The organism is Sorangium sp. So ce726 (genome assembly GCF_051521405.1).
Taxonomy (GTDB): Bacteria; Myxococcota_A; Polyangia; order Polyangiales; family Polyangiaceae; genus Sorangium.
On sequence record NZ_CP150349.1, the window covers coordinates 12661809 to 12676922 of the forward strand.

The 15114-nt window shown below is 69.3% G+C and carries 11 protein-coding genes; all 11 read right to left on the reverse strand.

The features are described from left to right. Positions 1–17: 17 nt before the first annotated feature. Positions 18–1835: an acetyltransferase gene (locus WME79_RS47145; protein ID WP_437529015.1), complete on the reverse strand. Its 1818-nt coding sequence runs from the start codon at positions 1833–1835 to the stop codon at positions 18–20. Between the two features lie 2 nt (positions 1836–1837). After that, the gene (locus WME79_RS47150) at positions 1838–3787 is read right to left on the reverse strand and encodes a hypothetical protein (RefSeq protein ID WP_437529017.1); all 1950 of its coding nucleotides are present in this window, start codon (positions 3785–3787) and stop codon (positions 1838–1840) included. 215 nt (positions 3788–4002) lie between these two features. Continuing rightward, positions 4003–5319, reverse strand: a complete 1317-nt coding sequence (locus tag WME79_RS47155) for a ketopantoate reductase family protein (RefSeq protein WP_437529020.1) — start codon at positions 5317–5319, stop codon at positions 4003–4005. 157 nt (positions 5320–5476) lie between these two features. Next, positions 5477–6178: a hypothetical protein gene (locus WME79_RS47160; protein WP_437529023.1), complete on the reverse strand. Its 702-nt coding sequence runs from the start codon at positions 6176–6178 to the stop codon at positions 5477–5479. Then, on the reverse strand, positions 6175–7356 hold the full coding sequence (locus WME79_RS47165) for an AAA family ATPase (protein ID WP_437529026.1): 1182 nt from the start codon (positions 7354–7356) through the stop codon (positions 6175–6177). Before WME79_RS47165 ends, WME79_RS47160 begins: the two co-directional genes overlap by 4 nt. 79 nt (positions 7357–7435) lie before the next feature. Further along, a complete protein-coding gene (locus tag WME79_RS47170; protein WP_437529029.1) occupies positions 7436–8386 on the reverse strand; it encodes a diacylglycerol/lipid kinase family protein in 951 nt (316 codons plus the stop codon). Positions 8387–8469: 83 nt separating this feature from the next. Next, positions 8470–8808, reverse strand: a complete 339-nt coding sequence (locus WME79_RS47175; RefSeq protein WP_437529032.1) for a hypothetical protein — start codon at positions 8806–8808, stop codon at positions 8470–8472. 71 nt (positions 8809–8879) lie between these two features. After that, a complete protein-coding gene (locus tag WME79_RS47180) occupies positions 8880–9902 on the reverse strand; it encodes a YihY/virulence factor BrkB family protein (RefSeq protein ID WP_437529035.1) in 1023 nt (340 codons plus the stop codon). Positions 9903–10260: 358 nt separating this feature from the next. Next, the gene (locus WME79_RS47185; protein ID WP_437529038.1) at positions 10261–11535 is read right to left on the reverse strand and encodes a PAS domain-containing protein; all 1275 of its coding nucleotides are present in this window, start codon (positions 11533–11535) and stop codon (positions 10261–10263) included. A 120-nt stretch (positions 11536–11655) separates the two neighbouring features. Continuing rightward, positions 11656–12375 (reverse strand): MerR family transcriptional regulator, encoded by a 720-nt coding sequence (locus WME79_RS47190; protein ID WP_437529041.1) that lies wholly within the window; start codon positions 12373–12375, stop codon positions 11656–11658. A 163-nt stretch (positions 12376–12538) separates the two neighbouring features. Then, on the reverse strand, positions 12539–14785 hold the full coding sequence (locus WME79_RS47195; RefSeq protein WP_437540078.1) for a bifunctional salicylyl-CoA 5-hydroxylase/oxidoreductase: 2247 nt from the start codon (positions 14783–14785) through the stop codon (positions 12539–12541). Positions 14786–15114: the final 329 nt, after the last annotated feature.

The following is a 15114-nucleotide window of genomic DNA, read 5'->3' on the forward strand; positions in this document are numbered from 1 at the left end:
CACGGTGGGGGGGCCGATCACTGGATCCGGGTGAGGGTGAGCGAGAGGCGATGAGGGCTCGGCTTGTCGCCGATCTTGATCTCGTAGCGGTGCCCCTCGTCGTCCGCGAAGTACAGCGTATCTCCTGCCTTGACCTCCACCTTCTCGTGGAGCGCGTCGCCGTCGATCTCCTCGGTCGTCGACACCTTCTTCTCGAGCGCGGGGTCGGAGAAGAAGCCAGGGCTCTCGTACGCATACTCGCGCACGCGCACGCCGTCCGCGTCCTTGCGGATGTCGTCGGGCGCGACGAAGTAGAGGTAATCCCGCTGGCCGGCGACGCCGCTCTCGGTGCTCGGCTGGTAGAGATAGAAGTCCGCGTCGCCGGCGGCGTTGTTGTTGAGCTCGAGCGCCATGTCCTTGAGGACCGCTGGATCGCTCGCGAGGTTTTTCTTGATGCTCGCGACGAGATCCTCGGTCTTCACGCCGACCGGCACGTCGCGGAGGGTCACCTCGAGGTCAGCCTCCCCCTCGGCGAGGCCGCCGTCATGGAGCCGCGCCTGGGCCACGTCGAGGAGGATGTCCCAGAAGTAGGACGGCGCCGGAGGCGGGTCTTCCAGGACGACGCTCTCGTCGACGCTGATCTCGGTCCACCCGCTCTCGTCGATGCAGACCTTCACGGCCTCGAAGTCGCTTGTCGAGGTGCCCGCGGGCCCGTAGCTCGAGCAGTGATGCTTGATCTGGGCTGCCCTGAGCTCACCCGCGCGGGCGAGGATGTGCTCGAACTCCCAGAGCGGCTGTTCCCAAACGGGTGAATTGCCGCGCGGCGCGGGCTCCCGGCTCGTGCCGCCCGGCAGGAGCATTGCGCTCTCGGGGATGGCCAGCGTCAGCTCGCCGATGCTCAGGTTCCTGGCGAGGTTGTCCAGAACGAGCCAGTCTTCCTGGCTGAAATCGAACAGGGTGTCTATCTGGCCGGGCGTGCTGTTGACGCTCGCGACATCGGCCATCGTGGCGTCGACCCCCTTGTACGGCAGGGCGTTGACGTCGACGCGGACCGTCATCGTGAAGTCGTCGAGGGCCGCCTTCACCCCCGATGCGGCCTTGATGAAGCCGGGGTGCTTCGCGCCGCCTGGGTCGTCCGGATCGAGCGGCGTCGGGCCGAACTGCGCGGCGAGGCCCGCGAAATCGGTGACGACGTCGTACAGCGTGACGGGGATGGAGTGCGGCGCGACGGGATAGACGCCGTCCGGGTGCTCGTCGTTCGGCGGCCCTCTCCGGTGCTGGGTGTTCGGGTGGGTGCTGACCAGGTTCTCCAGGACGGCCTGCGAGGTGATCTGGACGGGGATGAGCCGCTCGTTGCCGGCCGCGCCCGTGAGGTCCGAGAGGATCTTCGACGTAGAGAGCCCGACGGCGTTGCCAACCCCGAGCAGGCCCTCGAGGCTCGTGCCGCGGAGGTCGGCGTTCTCCGGCGTCATGTTCAGGAGCCCGACGAGGTTCTGCGACGCCGGCGAGAGCGCCGCGACCTCCGCGGGGGGCATGTACATGACCTTGAGCAGCGCGTTCTCGATGAGCGTCGAGATGTCGAGATCGAGCAGCCATATCCCTTCGAGGGTGGGCCGCGGGATGGCCTTGAGCTCGTCGAGCGTGAGCGTCTTGGCGAAGCCCCTCGCGTCGAACCGCAGGAAGTCGAGCGTGACGGTGCGGCTCTGGCGCACGCCGAGCGCCGGCGGGGGCGGCGCCTCCTCCGTCGTGACGGCCTCGACGCAGCCGGGCAGCGCAGAGGAGAGCGCGGCGGCGAGCAGGGGGCCGAGCCGGGAGAGCCGGGGGGCGGCGGGGCGGGTGCGGTCTCGCGCTTCCATGATCAGAGCTTCTCCACGTCGGCGGTGATCTCCACCGGATCGTCGCTCTCGGGCACGTAGAAGCGGACCTCGTAGACGGCGCCCTCGTCGTCCTTCATGTACAGCGTGGTCTCGCCCGGCGGCAGCCTGTATTTCTCGTGCGTCGTGTCGTCGAGGCCGTCGATCTCCTTGCTCGAGACCTTGCTCGCCTCGCTGAGGTCCGGGCTCGTGAAGAAGCCGGGACTTTCGTAGGTGTAGGCGCGCGGGGCCTCCGAGCTTTGATCCGAAGGCCGGAGGTCGTCCTCGGCGACGAAGAACAAGGTGGGCGCGCCGTCGGGCGCGCCGCGGCCGTAGAAGAAGTCGAGCCCGTCGTTGTTGACCCAGTACCTGCCCAGGATGATCTCCGCGATCTCGCTGGCCTGGCTCTGCAGGGTCGGGCGGAGCTCGGCCACGATCTCGTCGGCGGTAAGGCCGATGCCGACGTTGTGGAGCGCGAAGACCGGCTGGGCGGCGCCTTCCTGGATCTCGGCGTTGCCGTCACCGGTCGGGTCATGGATGGCGACCTGTCCGACCTCGGTGAGCAGCTCCCAGAAGAACTGCGGGGGCGGTATCGGGGGCGGTTGGTCGGAAACCAGGTCGGTGACGGCCATCCAGCCCCGCGGGTCGCCGGTCTGGCCGATGCTCAGGCCCACCCGGCACGTCCCGCTCAGGCGGAAGTAGCACCCTGTGAAGGGCACGCGCTCGCTATACGTGAGGTAAGCCGCCTTGCCCACGATGTGCTCCATCATGAATGGAGGGGTAGTCCATACCGTGTTGGAGCCGACCGGCATGCCTGGACGGTTCTCCTTGCAGGCTGGCGCGTCGGCCTCGATGCACGCCTTCACCTTGGTGGGCAGCTCGCGCAGCGAGATGCGCATATCGATCGTCGGTGTCGGGGCGATGCCGCTGATCTGGAGCTTCTCCGGGTCGGTGAAGTCGAACTGGAGCGGTGCGTCGCCGTCCCGGAGGAACATGTCACCGCCGCCCTTCGAGAGATCGACCCCCGAGACCCTGCGCAGGCCGGACTCGGCGACGACGCGCATCTGGAAGTCGGGCAGGAGGACATCGCTCTTCGTGGTGAACGTCTCATCGTCCCGTACGAGCACTCCTGGATGATCCCCGCTGGGCCCGAGCTTCTCGGACAGCGGCTGGAGTTCGAACAGGGCCTCGTAGAGGCTGACAGGCATCCTCAAGCCATCTGGACTGGCGATGGCCGGGTGCGTGCCGAGCAGCTGCTGCTGGAGGGCGAGGATGAGCTTGGGTATCGGCACGAAGGGGGCCGTCCGGTTGCTGCGCACGGCCTCCGGAGCGGGCGGGGCCGCCAGATCGAGGGTGATGCTGTCGGCGAGGACGTCGGCAAAGTCGAACGCGAAGGTACCCGGATTCTCCTCGAAGATCGCCTGCAGCCCCTCGAGCGACGTCCCCGTCACATTGGCGTTGGCGGGCGTCATGCTGAGCAGCCGGACGAGCGCGAACTCCGGGGAGGTCCGCCACTCGTCCCCGAAGCTCTGGCCGAGCTCGGTGAGCGAGCAGTTGTGGCCGGGGTTCGCGCTGTCGTTCTGCCACGAGGTCCCGCACGCGTTCTGGATCTGCTCGAGCGCGTTCCGGAGCAGCCCGGTGGTGTCCACGTCGAGGATCGTGATCTGCTTGGCGCCGTCCTCGCCGAAGACCTGGAGCGCCTTCTGCTTGTCGAGCTCCAGCACGACCGACGGGAGCTCGGCGTCGTCGATGCGCAGGCGGAACCGGTTCGGCTCCGCGATGACCGCGCCGCCGCCCCCGCCGCCCTCGCCGCCGCTCCCCCCGCCGCCCGCGGCCCCGCTACCGCCGCCGCCTCCGTCGTCGCCGCACGCGGCGAGCGCGGCGAGCAGCACGAGGGAAGCGCCGCGGAGCGCGGCGCCGCGCCGGGAGGATAGGGCGAGCGAGAAGTGCGTCATGCGAGGGTTCCTCGTCGAGGGATCTTCCAGAGATCCGCAGGAAGAGACGCCCGATGCTACCGAACTTCGACGCCACGGCGCGACAAAGAGTTCGCGCCGCGACGGCGCGGTGAGCTCGATCCGCGATGACGCCAGGAGCGCCAGGACACGTGTCGGTGTCCTTCGGCAGCTCGTCTGCTTGTCGGTGTTCTGTCGCCGAGCTGCTCGGCGCTTGTCTACGCGTCCCTGAGATCGCTCTGGACGTTCGCTGCTGGCATGGACGGCTCGCCCGACGCGTCTGCCTGGGTGCTCGTCGCGGTCGCGGGCGGCTCACCCGACGCGTCTGCCTGTGCGCTCGTCGCGACCGCGGGCGGCTCGTACGGCGGGGCCGCGGGCGGCTCGGCCGGCGTCGCCGGCGGCGGGGGCCGGATGGACGACGGCGCGCCCACGAGCTCGCGCGTCCGGTCGAAGAACGCGCGCAGCTGCGTGAGGCTCGGCTTGCGCTTGCCGGCCGCGATCGCGAGCACCTCCTCGCGGATCGCGGCGTTGATCGGCGTCGCGATGCCGAGCGCCGCGCCGCGCTCGATGACCTCGCCGTTCAGGAAGTCGACAGCCGGCGGGCGGCCTCGCTCGATGGCGGCGAGCATCGAGGAGCGCATGCGGCGGAAGCGCGCGCCCACCGCGAGGAGCAGCGCGTGCTTCGCGAAGAGCCCCGGCGAGCCCACGGCGGAGCGCTCGGCGTCCGTGAGGGCGATCCAGTCGAGGTCGAGCGTCCCTGCGACCTTCTCGAGGCGCACGCCGATCGCGCGCGAGACCTGCACGGTCTCGGTCATGATCTCCAGCGCGAGGCGGCGGACGAAGCGGTGCCTGAGCAGCACGCCGAGGCGATCGCCGCCGACGGTGCCGAGCGACGAGATGGAGCAGTTGATGGCGAGCTTCGACCAGCGCGCGCCGGCGAGGTTGTCCGTCACGGTCGTCGGTCCGATCGCCTCGAGGATGCGCGCGAGCTCGTCGAGGCGCGGGTCGCTCGCGCCGTCGAGCCGGCCGAGGACGAAGCCGCCGCTCGAGGTGCGGTCGTACACGCCGGGCTCCACCATCGAGGCGCCCCACGCGACGATCCCCCCGAAGGTGCGCTCCGGGCCTACGATGCGCGCGATGCGCTCCTCACAGAGGCCGTTCTGAAGGCAGATCATCGCGCCCGTCGGGGCGAGGTGCGCGACCGCGTTCCGCGCGGCCTCCTCGACCTGCGGCGGCTGCGTCGCCAGGAGGATGTAGTCGAAGGGTCGGGTGTCCGGGCCGAGCTCCCGCACCGCGCGGCCGCCGACCGTGCCAGGGCTCGCCTCGCCGCGCACCCGGAAGCCGACGGCGTTGATGGCGTCCGCGATGAGCGGGTTCGTCGTGAAGGCGGTGACGTCGTGGCCCTGCTCGAACAGGTACGCGGCGACGATGCCGCCGATCCCGCCGCAACCGACGACGAGCAGCCGGGGGGCGGAGGAAGCGGGGGCCACGGAGGCGCCCGGGGCAAGCTCGGCAGGTGAATCGATGAAGCTCATGAAAGATCCATTACCACCGCTGCGCCGCGGGCTCGACGGGCTCGAGGGGAGCGGCACAAGGGGGCAGGGGTGTCGAAAGCCACGGCGGCTTCCGCAGCGCGTCATGGGTGAGGAGCGGGCGATGCGGCGGTGGCTCGAGGGGCGGCCCGCATGGGCGTTACAGCCCCACGTCCCCAGCTGCCTCGAAGGCTGAGAGCAGTTGCCGGAAGCTCTGGAGGTGCCCCGTGCGCGCGCAACGCGCCCGCAGCGCGTCGAAGTACGACGGCTCGATCACCACGCCTGGGCGCTGCTTCGTGTAGCGATGGCTGCGCTCGATGAGCATGGCCTTGAGGTACGCCAGGTGGAAGCTGGCGCGGGTGACGTAGCCCGGATAGGTCCCCATCCGCTCGGGATCGTCCGTGCTCACGTCGTAGAAGCGCTTGAAGTCGACGAGGTGGGGTGACTGTGGGCCGGCGCGGAGGAAGCCATCGTGCCCCAGAAACCAGGTCTCGATGCAGCAATGCTGGATGATGACGCGGATCTCGAGAGAGGGGTTGGTCCTCGCCATGCGGGTGCCTTGGAGCTCGGCCTGCACGGCGCGGTGGACCTCGGCGTAGCGAGCCTCGTACGTATCCTCGTCCGAGTCGATGCAGATCCAGAATTCCTGCACGCGACCGGGGTTGGCTTCGATGTCCTTGAGGAGGCCGGCGATCCTGCGATAGCACGAGGGATAGCCCTTGCCGCTCACAAGGACGTAGCCGTCGGCGATCAGGTCGGCCACGTTGGGCACACGATGCAGCGCGGGGAGCCGGTGTCGGAGCCATGCCTCGTAGACCCTCGGCTCGGTCTCGGCACCCTCCACGAGGAGGACGAGGTTCATCCCTGGACCCCGTGCTCGTACTCCGGCAGGTTGATGAGGCGCGTGAAGCGGTCGAGGTGCGAGCGCTCCTCTGCCATCGCCGGGATTTTCTCGGCGTCGAGGACCCGCACGCGACTGCCCTTCCGGGTGACGATCTTCCAGTGGCTCGGCGGGATTTGCTCGATGATGTAGGGGTGGTGGCTGGTCAGGACGAGCTGGAGGTACGGCGCCCGGCTCAGGAGGAAGCGCGTTACTGCGGGCAGGCAGTTGACGCCGAGGCTCGACTCCAGCTCGTCGATGAGCACCACCGTGCCTGGCGGAGCGAACGAGAGGTGGATAAGGAAGGAGAGGTAACGCTGCATGCCAGAGGACATGTCGTAAAAAAAGATCCAGCTGGCGACGCCCGACTCGGCTGCGGTGAGCGCGAGGTTGTAGCTACCGCCTAACTCCTTGCTCGCCTCCGAGCCCAGAGGGTAATAGCGCTGGACCTTGAGCTTCTCGACAGTGGGAAACGCCTCCCGGAACGCGTCCTCTATCTCGGCGAATGCCTCTGAAAATACCTCCTGGAGAAGCTCGGCCTTGTGGTGCAGCGGCAGCGTGAAGTCCGCACCAAGATCTGCAGCGGATTGGTAGTTGCCCCGCCGCTTCTCGAAGTGAGCCTCCGTCGTAAATCCGTGGCTCGGCAATGTTTCGAGCGCCGATCGAGGAATGCAGCGCGAAAAGGCCTTGTAAAGCGGAGCCATCTGCGGGTCTTCCCTGAGGACGGCAATTGCACTCTGCGCCCGATCCAGCTTCGGGAGTGCATGGCCATTCAGAAGGAAGCGCTCAGGCGAGCGTTCCACGATGGCCCGGTCCCCCTGGAGGATGCGCTCGGCCCGGAGGAGGGGCGGCTCCTCAGCGTGCAGCGCGCCGTGCTCTTCTGCCCCTCGCCCGACGTGCGGCTCCAGTTCGGCTTCCCAGCGATACGTGAGTCCGTCGTGCTCGAAGCCGATCGCGAAGCTGGCCCCGCGGATCGCATCGATCAGCTCATCCTCTTCCTTCTCTCCGAGCGCCACGGCGCGGACCTGTTCGATCGCCCGTACAATCCGCGTCTTGCCCGCCCCGGACACGCCGACCAGCAGGTTGAACGCATCGAGCACCATCGGCTCGAGCGTCCAGCCACGCCCAGCGCTCTGAAACTCGAAGGTCAGGATCCTCATACGGCGGCCAGTCTACGCGCCTGCCCCATTCCGGCTAGCCCTGCCGGCTCGACCGCAGTGCCTCCCCTCGCGGTCCCCCTCAATCGCCCGGCGCCAGCACCTCGATCGCCTTCGGCTCCAGCGTGACCCTGATCGGCAGCTTCCCGAGCGGCTCGCCGTCCACGTCGAGGAAGAACGACTGCTCGACGTCGCGGTTCAGGAGCGTGAGCTCGATGCTATCGCACTGGAAGTGGCGCACGTCCGGGTGGCGGATGTGCGAGCCCGTGTACATGCCGGTCGACACGGCGGCGAAGCGGATGTGGGGCGCGGCGCCGAGGTCGATGACGTCGAACACGCCGTCGTCGAGCTTCGCCATCGGCGCGAGCTGCATACCCGCGCCGAAGAAGCGGCCGTTGCAGATGCCCACCATGCGCGTCGAGATCTCCTCTTCGCGGCGCTCACCGCGCAGCGTCGTCACGCAGCGCACCCGGCCGACGCGGCTGCGGACGAGGCCCCGGAGCGAGGCGAGCGAGTAGGCCAGCGTGTTGCCGAGCACCCGCGACGACTCGTTGACCAGCGAGACCACGACGCCGCTCATGCCCGCGGAGAGGACGTTGACGAAGAACGCGTCGGCCCGCTGGCCGTCGCGCGTCTCGTACGAGAGGCGGCCCACGTCGAGCCGGCGCGTGTGGCCGTTCGCGATCGCGGTGCAAAAGCTGTCGAGCCGGCGGGTGAGCTTCAGCGTCTTGCAGAGATCGCTGCCGGTGCCCGCGCCGACGATCCCGAGCCGCGTGCCGGTGGCGCCCCGGTCCCTCGCCTGCATGAGGCCGTTCACCACCTCGCTGATGCTGCCGTCTCCGCCGACCGCCACGACGGTCTCGCGCCCGCCGAGCGCGGCTTCGCGCGCGAGATCGACGGCGTGGCGCGGGCGCTCCGTGCGCACGATGTCGACGTCGCCGAGGATGCGGCGGATGGGCGTCAGCATCTCGTCGAAGAGCCTGCCCGTCTTTCCGCCGCTGGACCGGGGGTTCACGATGAGGAGGGGGCGCATGCGGGCACCGATGCTAGATGCCGCAGGCCGCCCAGGGCGAGGTGTTTTTGTCGCGAGCCCCGCGTCCAGGTCGGCGGCGGCGGTCACTGCTTCGTGCAGCCGCAGCCGCAGTCGTCGGCGAAGTAGCTCCAGCCAGGCTCGCACACGAAGCGGATCCGGGCGCACTCATCCCGGTCCTGCCCCACGTACTTGAGCATCGGGCTGTTGGTCCCGCAGCCTTGCGGGCCGCTGGTGCCCGGCGCGCCGCCCGCGCCGGTCGGCTCGCCCTCCGGGCCCCGCACGCTCCCCGTCTCCGCGCCCTTCGCGCTGTCGGCCGGCGGAGCTGCCGCGGGCGCGCCGCTCGGGGCGCCGTGGCACCCCGTGACGAGCGAGCCGAGCAGGAAGAGCAGCGATGGCGGGGAGGGGAAGTATCGAGTTGGCATGAAGGTGGCTCCGGTGGCAGAGAGGCAGAGACAGGCCCGCTGCGCGGGGCTCGGCGGTGAAGGGGCGTCGCCTACGCCCTCCCTCGATGGAGCTCCGAGCGACGCGAGCCGGCGGGGTGGGGGAGCGCCCCGTTGCTGGCCGAGCTCTCGTCGCGTGGTCCTCGCTCGCCGCGCGCGGCGCCGGCCGGGAGCGCGGCGCCCTGAGCCTCCTCCTTCTCGGTCTTGGGCAGATCCGCCCCCGTATCGCTGGCGTCCTTGGCGCCCGTGCGCTTCCCCTCAGGCGAGCGGTGCTCGATGATGGCGTTGATCTCGGCCCCGAGGAGCACTGCCATCGAGGAGATCCACATCCAGAGGAAGAGGATGATGACGCCGCCCAGCGCGCCGTAGCTCACCTCGTAGCTGCCGAACCGGCTGACGTAAAAGGAGAAGCCGAGCGACGCGATGACCCAGATCACGACCGCCACGACCGACCCCGGGGTGATGAACTTGAACTGCTGCTCTACGTCGGGGAGCACGTAATAGAGGGTTGCCAGGACCACCATCACGATCAGCGCCGACACCGGCATGCGCAGCCAGAGGACCAGCGTCGCGAAGGGGCCGAGGTGCGCGGCGAGCGCTGGCGTGGCGACCGCAAGCGCCGAGGCGACCGTCAGCAGGACGGCGCCGCCGAGCGTGACCAGGAGGGCGATCCCGCGGCGCTTGAGGTACGATCGGCTGTCCTCGACGCCATAGGCAGAGTTGAGCGCGTCCATCAGCGCGGTGACGCCGCCCGAGGCGGCCCAGACCGCGCCGAGGGCGCCGACCGTCAGGAGCGCCGGGCTCTGGCCCCCGGTGAGCGCCTGAAGGCGCTCGCCCAGGATGTTGGCCACGGCGGGCGGGACCACCTGGTACAATTCGCCCATCAGCCGCGCGGACTCGGCAGGATCGATGACCAGGCCGGCGAGGGCGACCGCGAAGAGCAGGAACGGGAAGATCGCGAGGACACCGAAGAACGTCAGCGCAGCAGCGACGGTGTCGATCTTGTCCTTGATACATTCCTGCTTGATGTCGTTCAGGAAATCCTTCCAGGGGATCTCTCTTCCGGGCAGGTGCATGATGGACCTTCACTGCAGGGGGCGCGCGGTGCGCCGTGACGGCCTTCGGGGCGGCGGCTTGCGCCGGGGCAGCTGCCCGCAAGGGAGCAACGCGAGTGCCAGGTCGAACGCGGCCGCAGCTTGACCTTGAGGACGGCGACCTCTCGTCCTGCAGCCCGGCCGATCGCCGGGGCGGCTTCATCCTCCCGCGTGGCGCGAATTGCCCCACGCGGCAGAAAGGTCACGGCGCAGGCGGACGGCGGGCCACTGTGCCACGGGCTCCTCATGGCCTGCCGGTGCCGGCACTCGCCCGAGTGCAGGGCCAATTGCGGCCTGCCCTGTGGCCCGGCGCCGGCGCTCGCCCGGGTGCGAGGTCGAGTCAGGGGGGCGGTCGCAGTCTGGCCGGTCTGGCAGGCGAGGTGGTCGCGTCTGGAGCGGGCGTTGCGGGCGGTCCGCTGCGAGGCGCAAGGGCGTCAGCGATGCAGCTCTGCAGGGTGCTTCGGGTCGTGATGCCCGCGAGGTCGACGCCGAGCTCGACGAGCATCTGAGCGGTGTTGGGGTTGATGCCGGTGAGCATCAGCTGGGCGCCGAGCAGGCGCGCTGCGCGCGCGATGCGCAGCAGGGCGTCGGCGGACTCGGCGTCGACGTCCTTGACGCCGGTGACGTCGACGATGGCGGTGTGGAACTGGTGCTGGACGATGCCGTTCAGGAGCTTCTCCATGGCCTGCTGGGCGCGGGAGCGGTCGAGGGTGCCGATGAGCGGCACGGCGACGACGCCCTGGGCGAGGGGGACGAGCGGGGTGGACAGCTCGCGCAGCGCGGCCTGCTGGGCCTGGATCACCTGCTCCTGGAGGTCGAGCCGCTCGCGTTCGGCGTCGTAGAGGGGGGTCAGGTCGCGCGCGATCGCGGCGAGCGCCGGGGGCCGCCCCGCCTCGCCGACGAGCGCCACCATGGAGACCTGGCACGGGATGGTGCTGCCATCGCTCCGGGCGAGGCTCAGGGTCCCTTGCCAGGACGCCCGATCGAAGCACTGCCGCATGATGTCAGCGAGCCGGTCCTGCTCCTCTGCGTAGAGCTCGCGCAGGGTCTTGCCGAGCGCGCCGTCGCCGTGCCCTGTCATGGTCCGGAAGGCTGCGTTCGCGTAGAAGAGCGCGCCCTCGTTCGAGGCGAGGTACACGCCGTCCGGCGCGCTCTCCACGAGCGCCTGGAAGTCGCGCAGCTCCGCCTGGGCGCGCGCCAGCTGCCGCTGCGCCGTGACGTCGCGCGCGACCCAGAGGACGGTGTCGTCCGTGAGCGGCTTGCAGATGGCCTCGCACCATACATCGCGCTGATCGAAGGTGACGGGATACTCGATGGTCCGGGTCGTCTGCGTCGCGAGCGCCTCACGGACGAGCGCGACGCAGCGTTCGGCCTCACCGTCCTTCAACACGTCCCGCATCGACGTGCCGAGCAGCTTCTTGATCGTCTCGGCAGGGAAGAGCAGCGACGGGAATGCCTCCACGATGATTCCGTATTTGTTGAAAAACGCGACGAAGGCAGGAATCGTGGAGGAGAGCGCTGCCAGCTTTGCCTGGGTTCCCTCCAGCTCGGCCACGCGCTGGCGCAACGCCGCGTTCTCGCGTTCGACCGCCGTCAGGCTCTGTTCGGGGCTCATCGTTCCAAGCTGTATTCCATCGCGATCGGCCTGTCAGCTAGGCTGACGCGCGCGGCGTCCCGAGGGGAGGGCGGATCGGCATCGCCCTCCCCCCGATCCATGCGGCGACCGCGGATCCGATCAGGACATCGCCTTGCCGATGAACTCGTGCAGCTCCGGATCCATCCCGTGCTGGGTCCTCACCGAGGGCTCCTGCCGGTACATCGTGTTGAGCGATCGCTCGATCCCGGGGTTCTTCCCCGTGAACGCGTCGATGAGCTCCCGCATGCGCTTCACGATCTGCTGCACCGGCTCGCTCTTCGGGTCTTTGCCCTTCTGCATCTCCGCCCGCATGTCGTCGTAGATCTGCTTCCACGCCGACTCGGCTTCACGCATCTTCTCGGGGCCCATCGCGTCCGCGCGCTGCTTGAGCTCTTCGAGCTGCTCTGGGGTGTAGTATTTCTCGATCATGGTCATCACCTCGATGGTTTGAAGGAGCTGCTCCACAGAGACGTCCTCTCCCGACCGCAGGACATGGGCCAGGCCCTCGAGCCGCGTGCAGAGCCGCTGCTCCAGCGCGATCTGCTCGCGCAGCCGCGACAGGTGGAGCTCGATGGTCTGGAGCGGAGAGAACCCCGGCTGGTCCAGGCACGCGGCGATCTGCTCCAGGCTGAAGCCGAGCTCGCGCAACGACTTGATCTGCTGGAGCCGGGCGACGTCGCCCGCCGAGTACATCCGGTGCCCCGACGCGGTGCGATGCGACGGGGCGAGCAGGCCGATCTCCTCGTAATAGTGGAGCGTGCGGACGGAGAGGCCGGTCTGCCGGGCGAGATCGCCGACTTTCAACGGTGCTGAACGCATGACGCTTCCCCTGTTTCCAGGGCGGGTGAGGACGTCCATGCCCCGGAGGCTAGGTCCTCACGTAGCGTGAGGATCAAGGGCTCGCCTTCACTTTTTTCGCCGGACCGGGGCGCTGCGTGGCGCGGCCCGGGCAGGAGAGACCTCACCCTCCGCCCCCGCAGGGTCACCGCATGCGGAGCGTGTATCTCTCGACCGACCTGTACTGAGGTGGCCAGTCGATGTCGAAGCCCTGCTCCGCGGCGGCGTGCCGGGTCCAGTACGGGTCGTAGAGGTGCGCCCGCGCGAGCGCGCACAGGTCGGCTCTTCCGGCCGCGATGATGCTGTTCACGTCCGCGTAGCTCTGGATGTTGCCCACGGTGACCGTCGGCACGTTGGCTTCCAGCCGCACGAGCTCCGAGAGCGGCGTCTGGAACAGCCTGCCGTGCTCCGGTTTGCTGGACGGGTCCGTCTGTCCTGCCGAGACGTGGATGATGTCGGCGCCGTGCTCTCGCAGCATCGTCGAGAGCGCGATCAGATCGTCTGTCGTGAGCCCGCCCGGCGCCCAGTCGGTGGCGGAGATGCGCACGCTCATGGGCTTCTCCGCCGGCCACGCGGCCCGCACCGCGTCGAACACCTCCAGCGGGTAGCGCATCCGGTTCTCGATAGGACCGCCGTACGCGTCGTCGCGCCGGTTCGTGAGCGGTGAGATGAAGCTCGCGAGCAGGTAGCCGTGCGCGCAGTGCAGCTCGATCAGGTCGAACCCGGCCTCGTCCGCCCGCCTCGCTGCCTGCACGAAGTCCGAGGTCACCTGGTCCATGTCCCCGCGATCCATCGCCTTCGGGACCTGGCTCTCCGCGAGGTACGGGATGGCGGAAGCGCTGAGCAGCGGCCAGGCGCCGCGCTCGAGCGGCACATCCATGCCCTCCCAGAGCAGCTTCGTCGCCCCCTTGCGCCCTGCGTGGGCCAGCTGGACGCCGATCTTGGCCCGGGAGCGCGCGTGGACGAAATCGACGACGCGCCGCCACCCCTCGACGTGGTCAGGGCGATAGAGCCCCGCGCAGCCCGGCGTGATGCGCGCTTCCGCGCTGACATCGGTCATCTCCGTGATGATGAGCCCTGCGCCTCCGAGCGCCCGGCTGCCAAGGTGGACGAGGTGCCAGTCGTCGATCTGCCCTTCCTCGGCCGAGTACTGGCACATCGGCGACACAACGACCCGGTTCTCCAGCAGGAGCGATCGCAGCCGGAACGGCGTGAACATCGGCGGCGGCGGCGTCCCATCCCCGGCGAGGAGGCGCGCCCCCGCCTGCGCTTCCGCCTTGCGCGCCACGTGCGCGTCGATCTCGCGTACGAACGCCGGGTCACGCGCCTTCAGGCCCTCGTGCGTCACCCGCAGGCTCCGCGTCAGCAGGCTGAACATGAACTCCACCGGGTCGAGCGCCATGTAGCGCTCGGTGTTCTCGAACCACAGCAGGCTCACCTGCGCGGCCCGCTGGAGCGCGAGCACCTTGGGCTTGCGCTCCGCCTCGTAGGCGGCGAGCGCCTCGGGCACGCGCCGGTGCCGCTGGAGGCTGTCGACGAGCGCGATCGCGTCCTCGAGCGCGAGCTTCGTCCCCGAGCCGATCGAGAAATGCGCCGTGTGCGCGGCGTCCCCGAGCAGCACCACGTTGCCAGCGCTCCAGCGCTCGTTGTGCACCGTGGGGAAGCTCCGCCAGACGCTCCGGTTCTTCAGCAGCCGGTGTCCCTGGAGCTTCTCGGCGAAGAGCTCCTCGAAGTACGCGATCGTCTCGTCCTCGCTGGCGCGATCGAGGCCCGCGCGCCGGAAGGTCTCCTCCCGGCACTCGACGATGAACGTCGAGCGCTCCGGCTCGTAGCGGTACGCGTGGACCCGGAAGAGGCCGTGGCGGTTCTCCTCGAAGTAGAAGGTGAAGGCGTCGAACGGGAACGTCGTGCCGAGCCACACGAACCGGTTCGGGCGGACGTCGATGCGCGGCCCGAACCGGTCGGCGAATCGCTCGCGGATCTGGCTGTTCACCCCGTCGGCCGCGACCACGAGGTCGCTCTCGGCGACGGCCTCCGCCGGGTCCGTCACCTCCTCCTCGAAGCGCAGGACGACGCCGAGCTCGCGCGCCCGATCTCCCAGGATCGCGAGCAGCTTCTGGCGCGAGAGGCCGCTGAAGCCGTGCCCCCTCGAGACGAGGACACGCCCGCCGAAGTGCGCGTGGAGCTCGTCCCAGTGGGCGAGGCTGCTCCGGATCGCATCGTAGCTCGGGCGATCCGCGTCGGCGAGGCCGTCGAGCGTCGCGTCCGAGAACACGACCCCGAAGCCGAACGTGTCGTCGGGCCGATTCCGCTCCACCACGACGACCTCTCGCCGGGGGTCTGCCTGCTTCGCCAGGAGGGCGAAATAGAGGCCCGATGGCCCGCCGCCCACGCATGTGATCCTCACCGCCCTGCTCCTCTGCTCCCGCGTCTGCGCCCGCGCCGGAGCCTACACGAGAACGCCGAGGTACAGCGCCGCTCCGGTGGAAATCAAGGGTGGACAGGATCGAAGAACGGGATTTCCGGGACTCGCAAGAGCTGGTTCGCATCATCGCGCGATCGAGCGCGGCAGTCCGCGCCGTCACCTGGCGCGCACAGGCGGCCGGCGATGCAGTCGTCAGAGATCCGAGACGAACACCACACCCGATTTCGTGGAGGCTCCCAGATCGCCACGAGCATAGGTGTCGAGCCCGACGACCAGAGAGCCAATCGGGGCGCGCT

What these genes read in the sequence shown, in the direction of transcription:
- WME79_RS47175 (WP_437529032.1), bottom strand. Translation starts at nt 8,808, where the DNA reads ATGCCAACTCGATACTTCCCCTCCCCGCCATCGCTGCTCTTCCTGCTC.
- WME79_RS47180 (WP_437529035.1), bottom strand. Translation starts at nt 9,902, where the DNA reads ATGCACCTGCCCGGAAGAGAGATCCCCTGGAAGGATTTCCTGAACGAC.
- WME79_RS47155 (WP_437529020.1), bottom strand. Translation starts at nt 5,319, where the DNA reads ATGAGCTTCATCGATTCACCTGCCGAGCTTGCCCCGGGCGCCTCCGTG.
- WME79_RS47190 (WP_437529041.1), bottom strand. Translation starts at nt 12,375, where the DNA reads ATGCGTTCAGCACCGTTGAAAGTCGGCGATCTCGCCCGGCAGACCGGC.
- WME79_RS47170 (WP_437529029.1), bottom strand. Translation starts at nt 8,386, where the DNA reads ATGCGCCCCCTCCTCATCGTGAACCCCCGGTCCAGCGGCGGAAAGACG.
- WME79_RS47160 (WP_437529023.1), bottom strand. Translation starts at nt 6,178, where the DNA reads ATGAACCTCGTCCTCCTCGTGGAGGGTGCCGAGACCGAGCCGAGGGTC.
- WME79_RS47165 (WP_437529026.1), bottom strand. Translation starts at nt 7,356, where the DNA reads ATGAGGATCCTGACCTTCGAGTTTCAGAGCGCTGGGCGTGGCTGGACG.
- WME79_RS47145 (WP_437529015.1), bottom strand. Translation starts at nt 1,835, where the DNA reads ATGGAAGCGCGAGACCGCACCCGCCCCGCCGCCCCCCGGCTCTCCCGG.
- WME79_RS47185 (WP_437529038.1), bottom strand. Translation starts at nt 11,535, where the DNA reads ATGAGCCCCGAACAGAGCCTGACGGCGGTCGAACGCGAGAACGCGGCG.
- WME79_RS47150 (WP_437529017.1), bottom strand. Translation starts at nt 3,787, where the DNA reads ATGACGCACTTCTCGCTCGCCCTATCCTCCCGGCGCGGCGCCGCGCTC.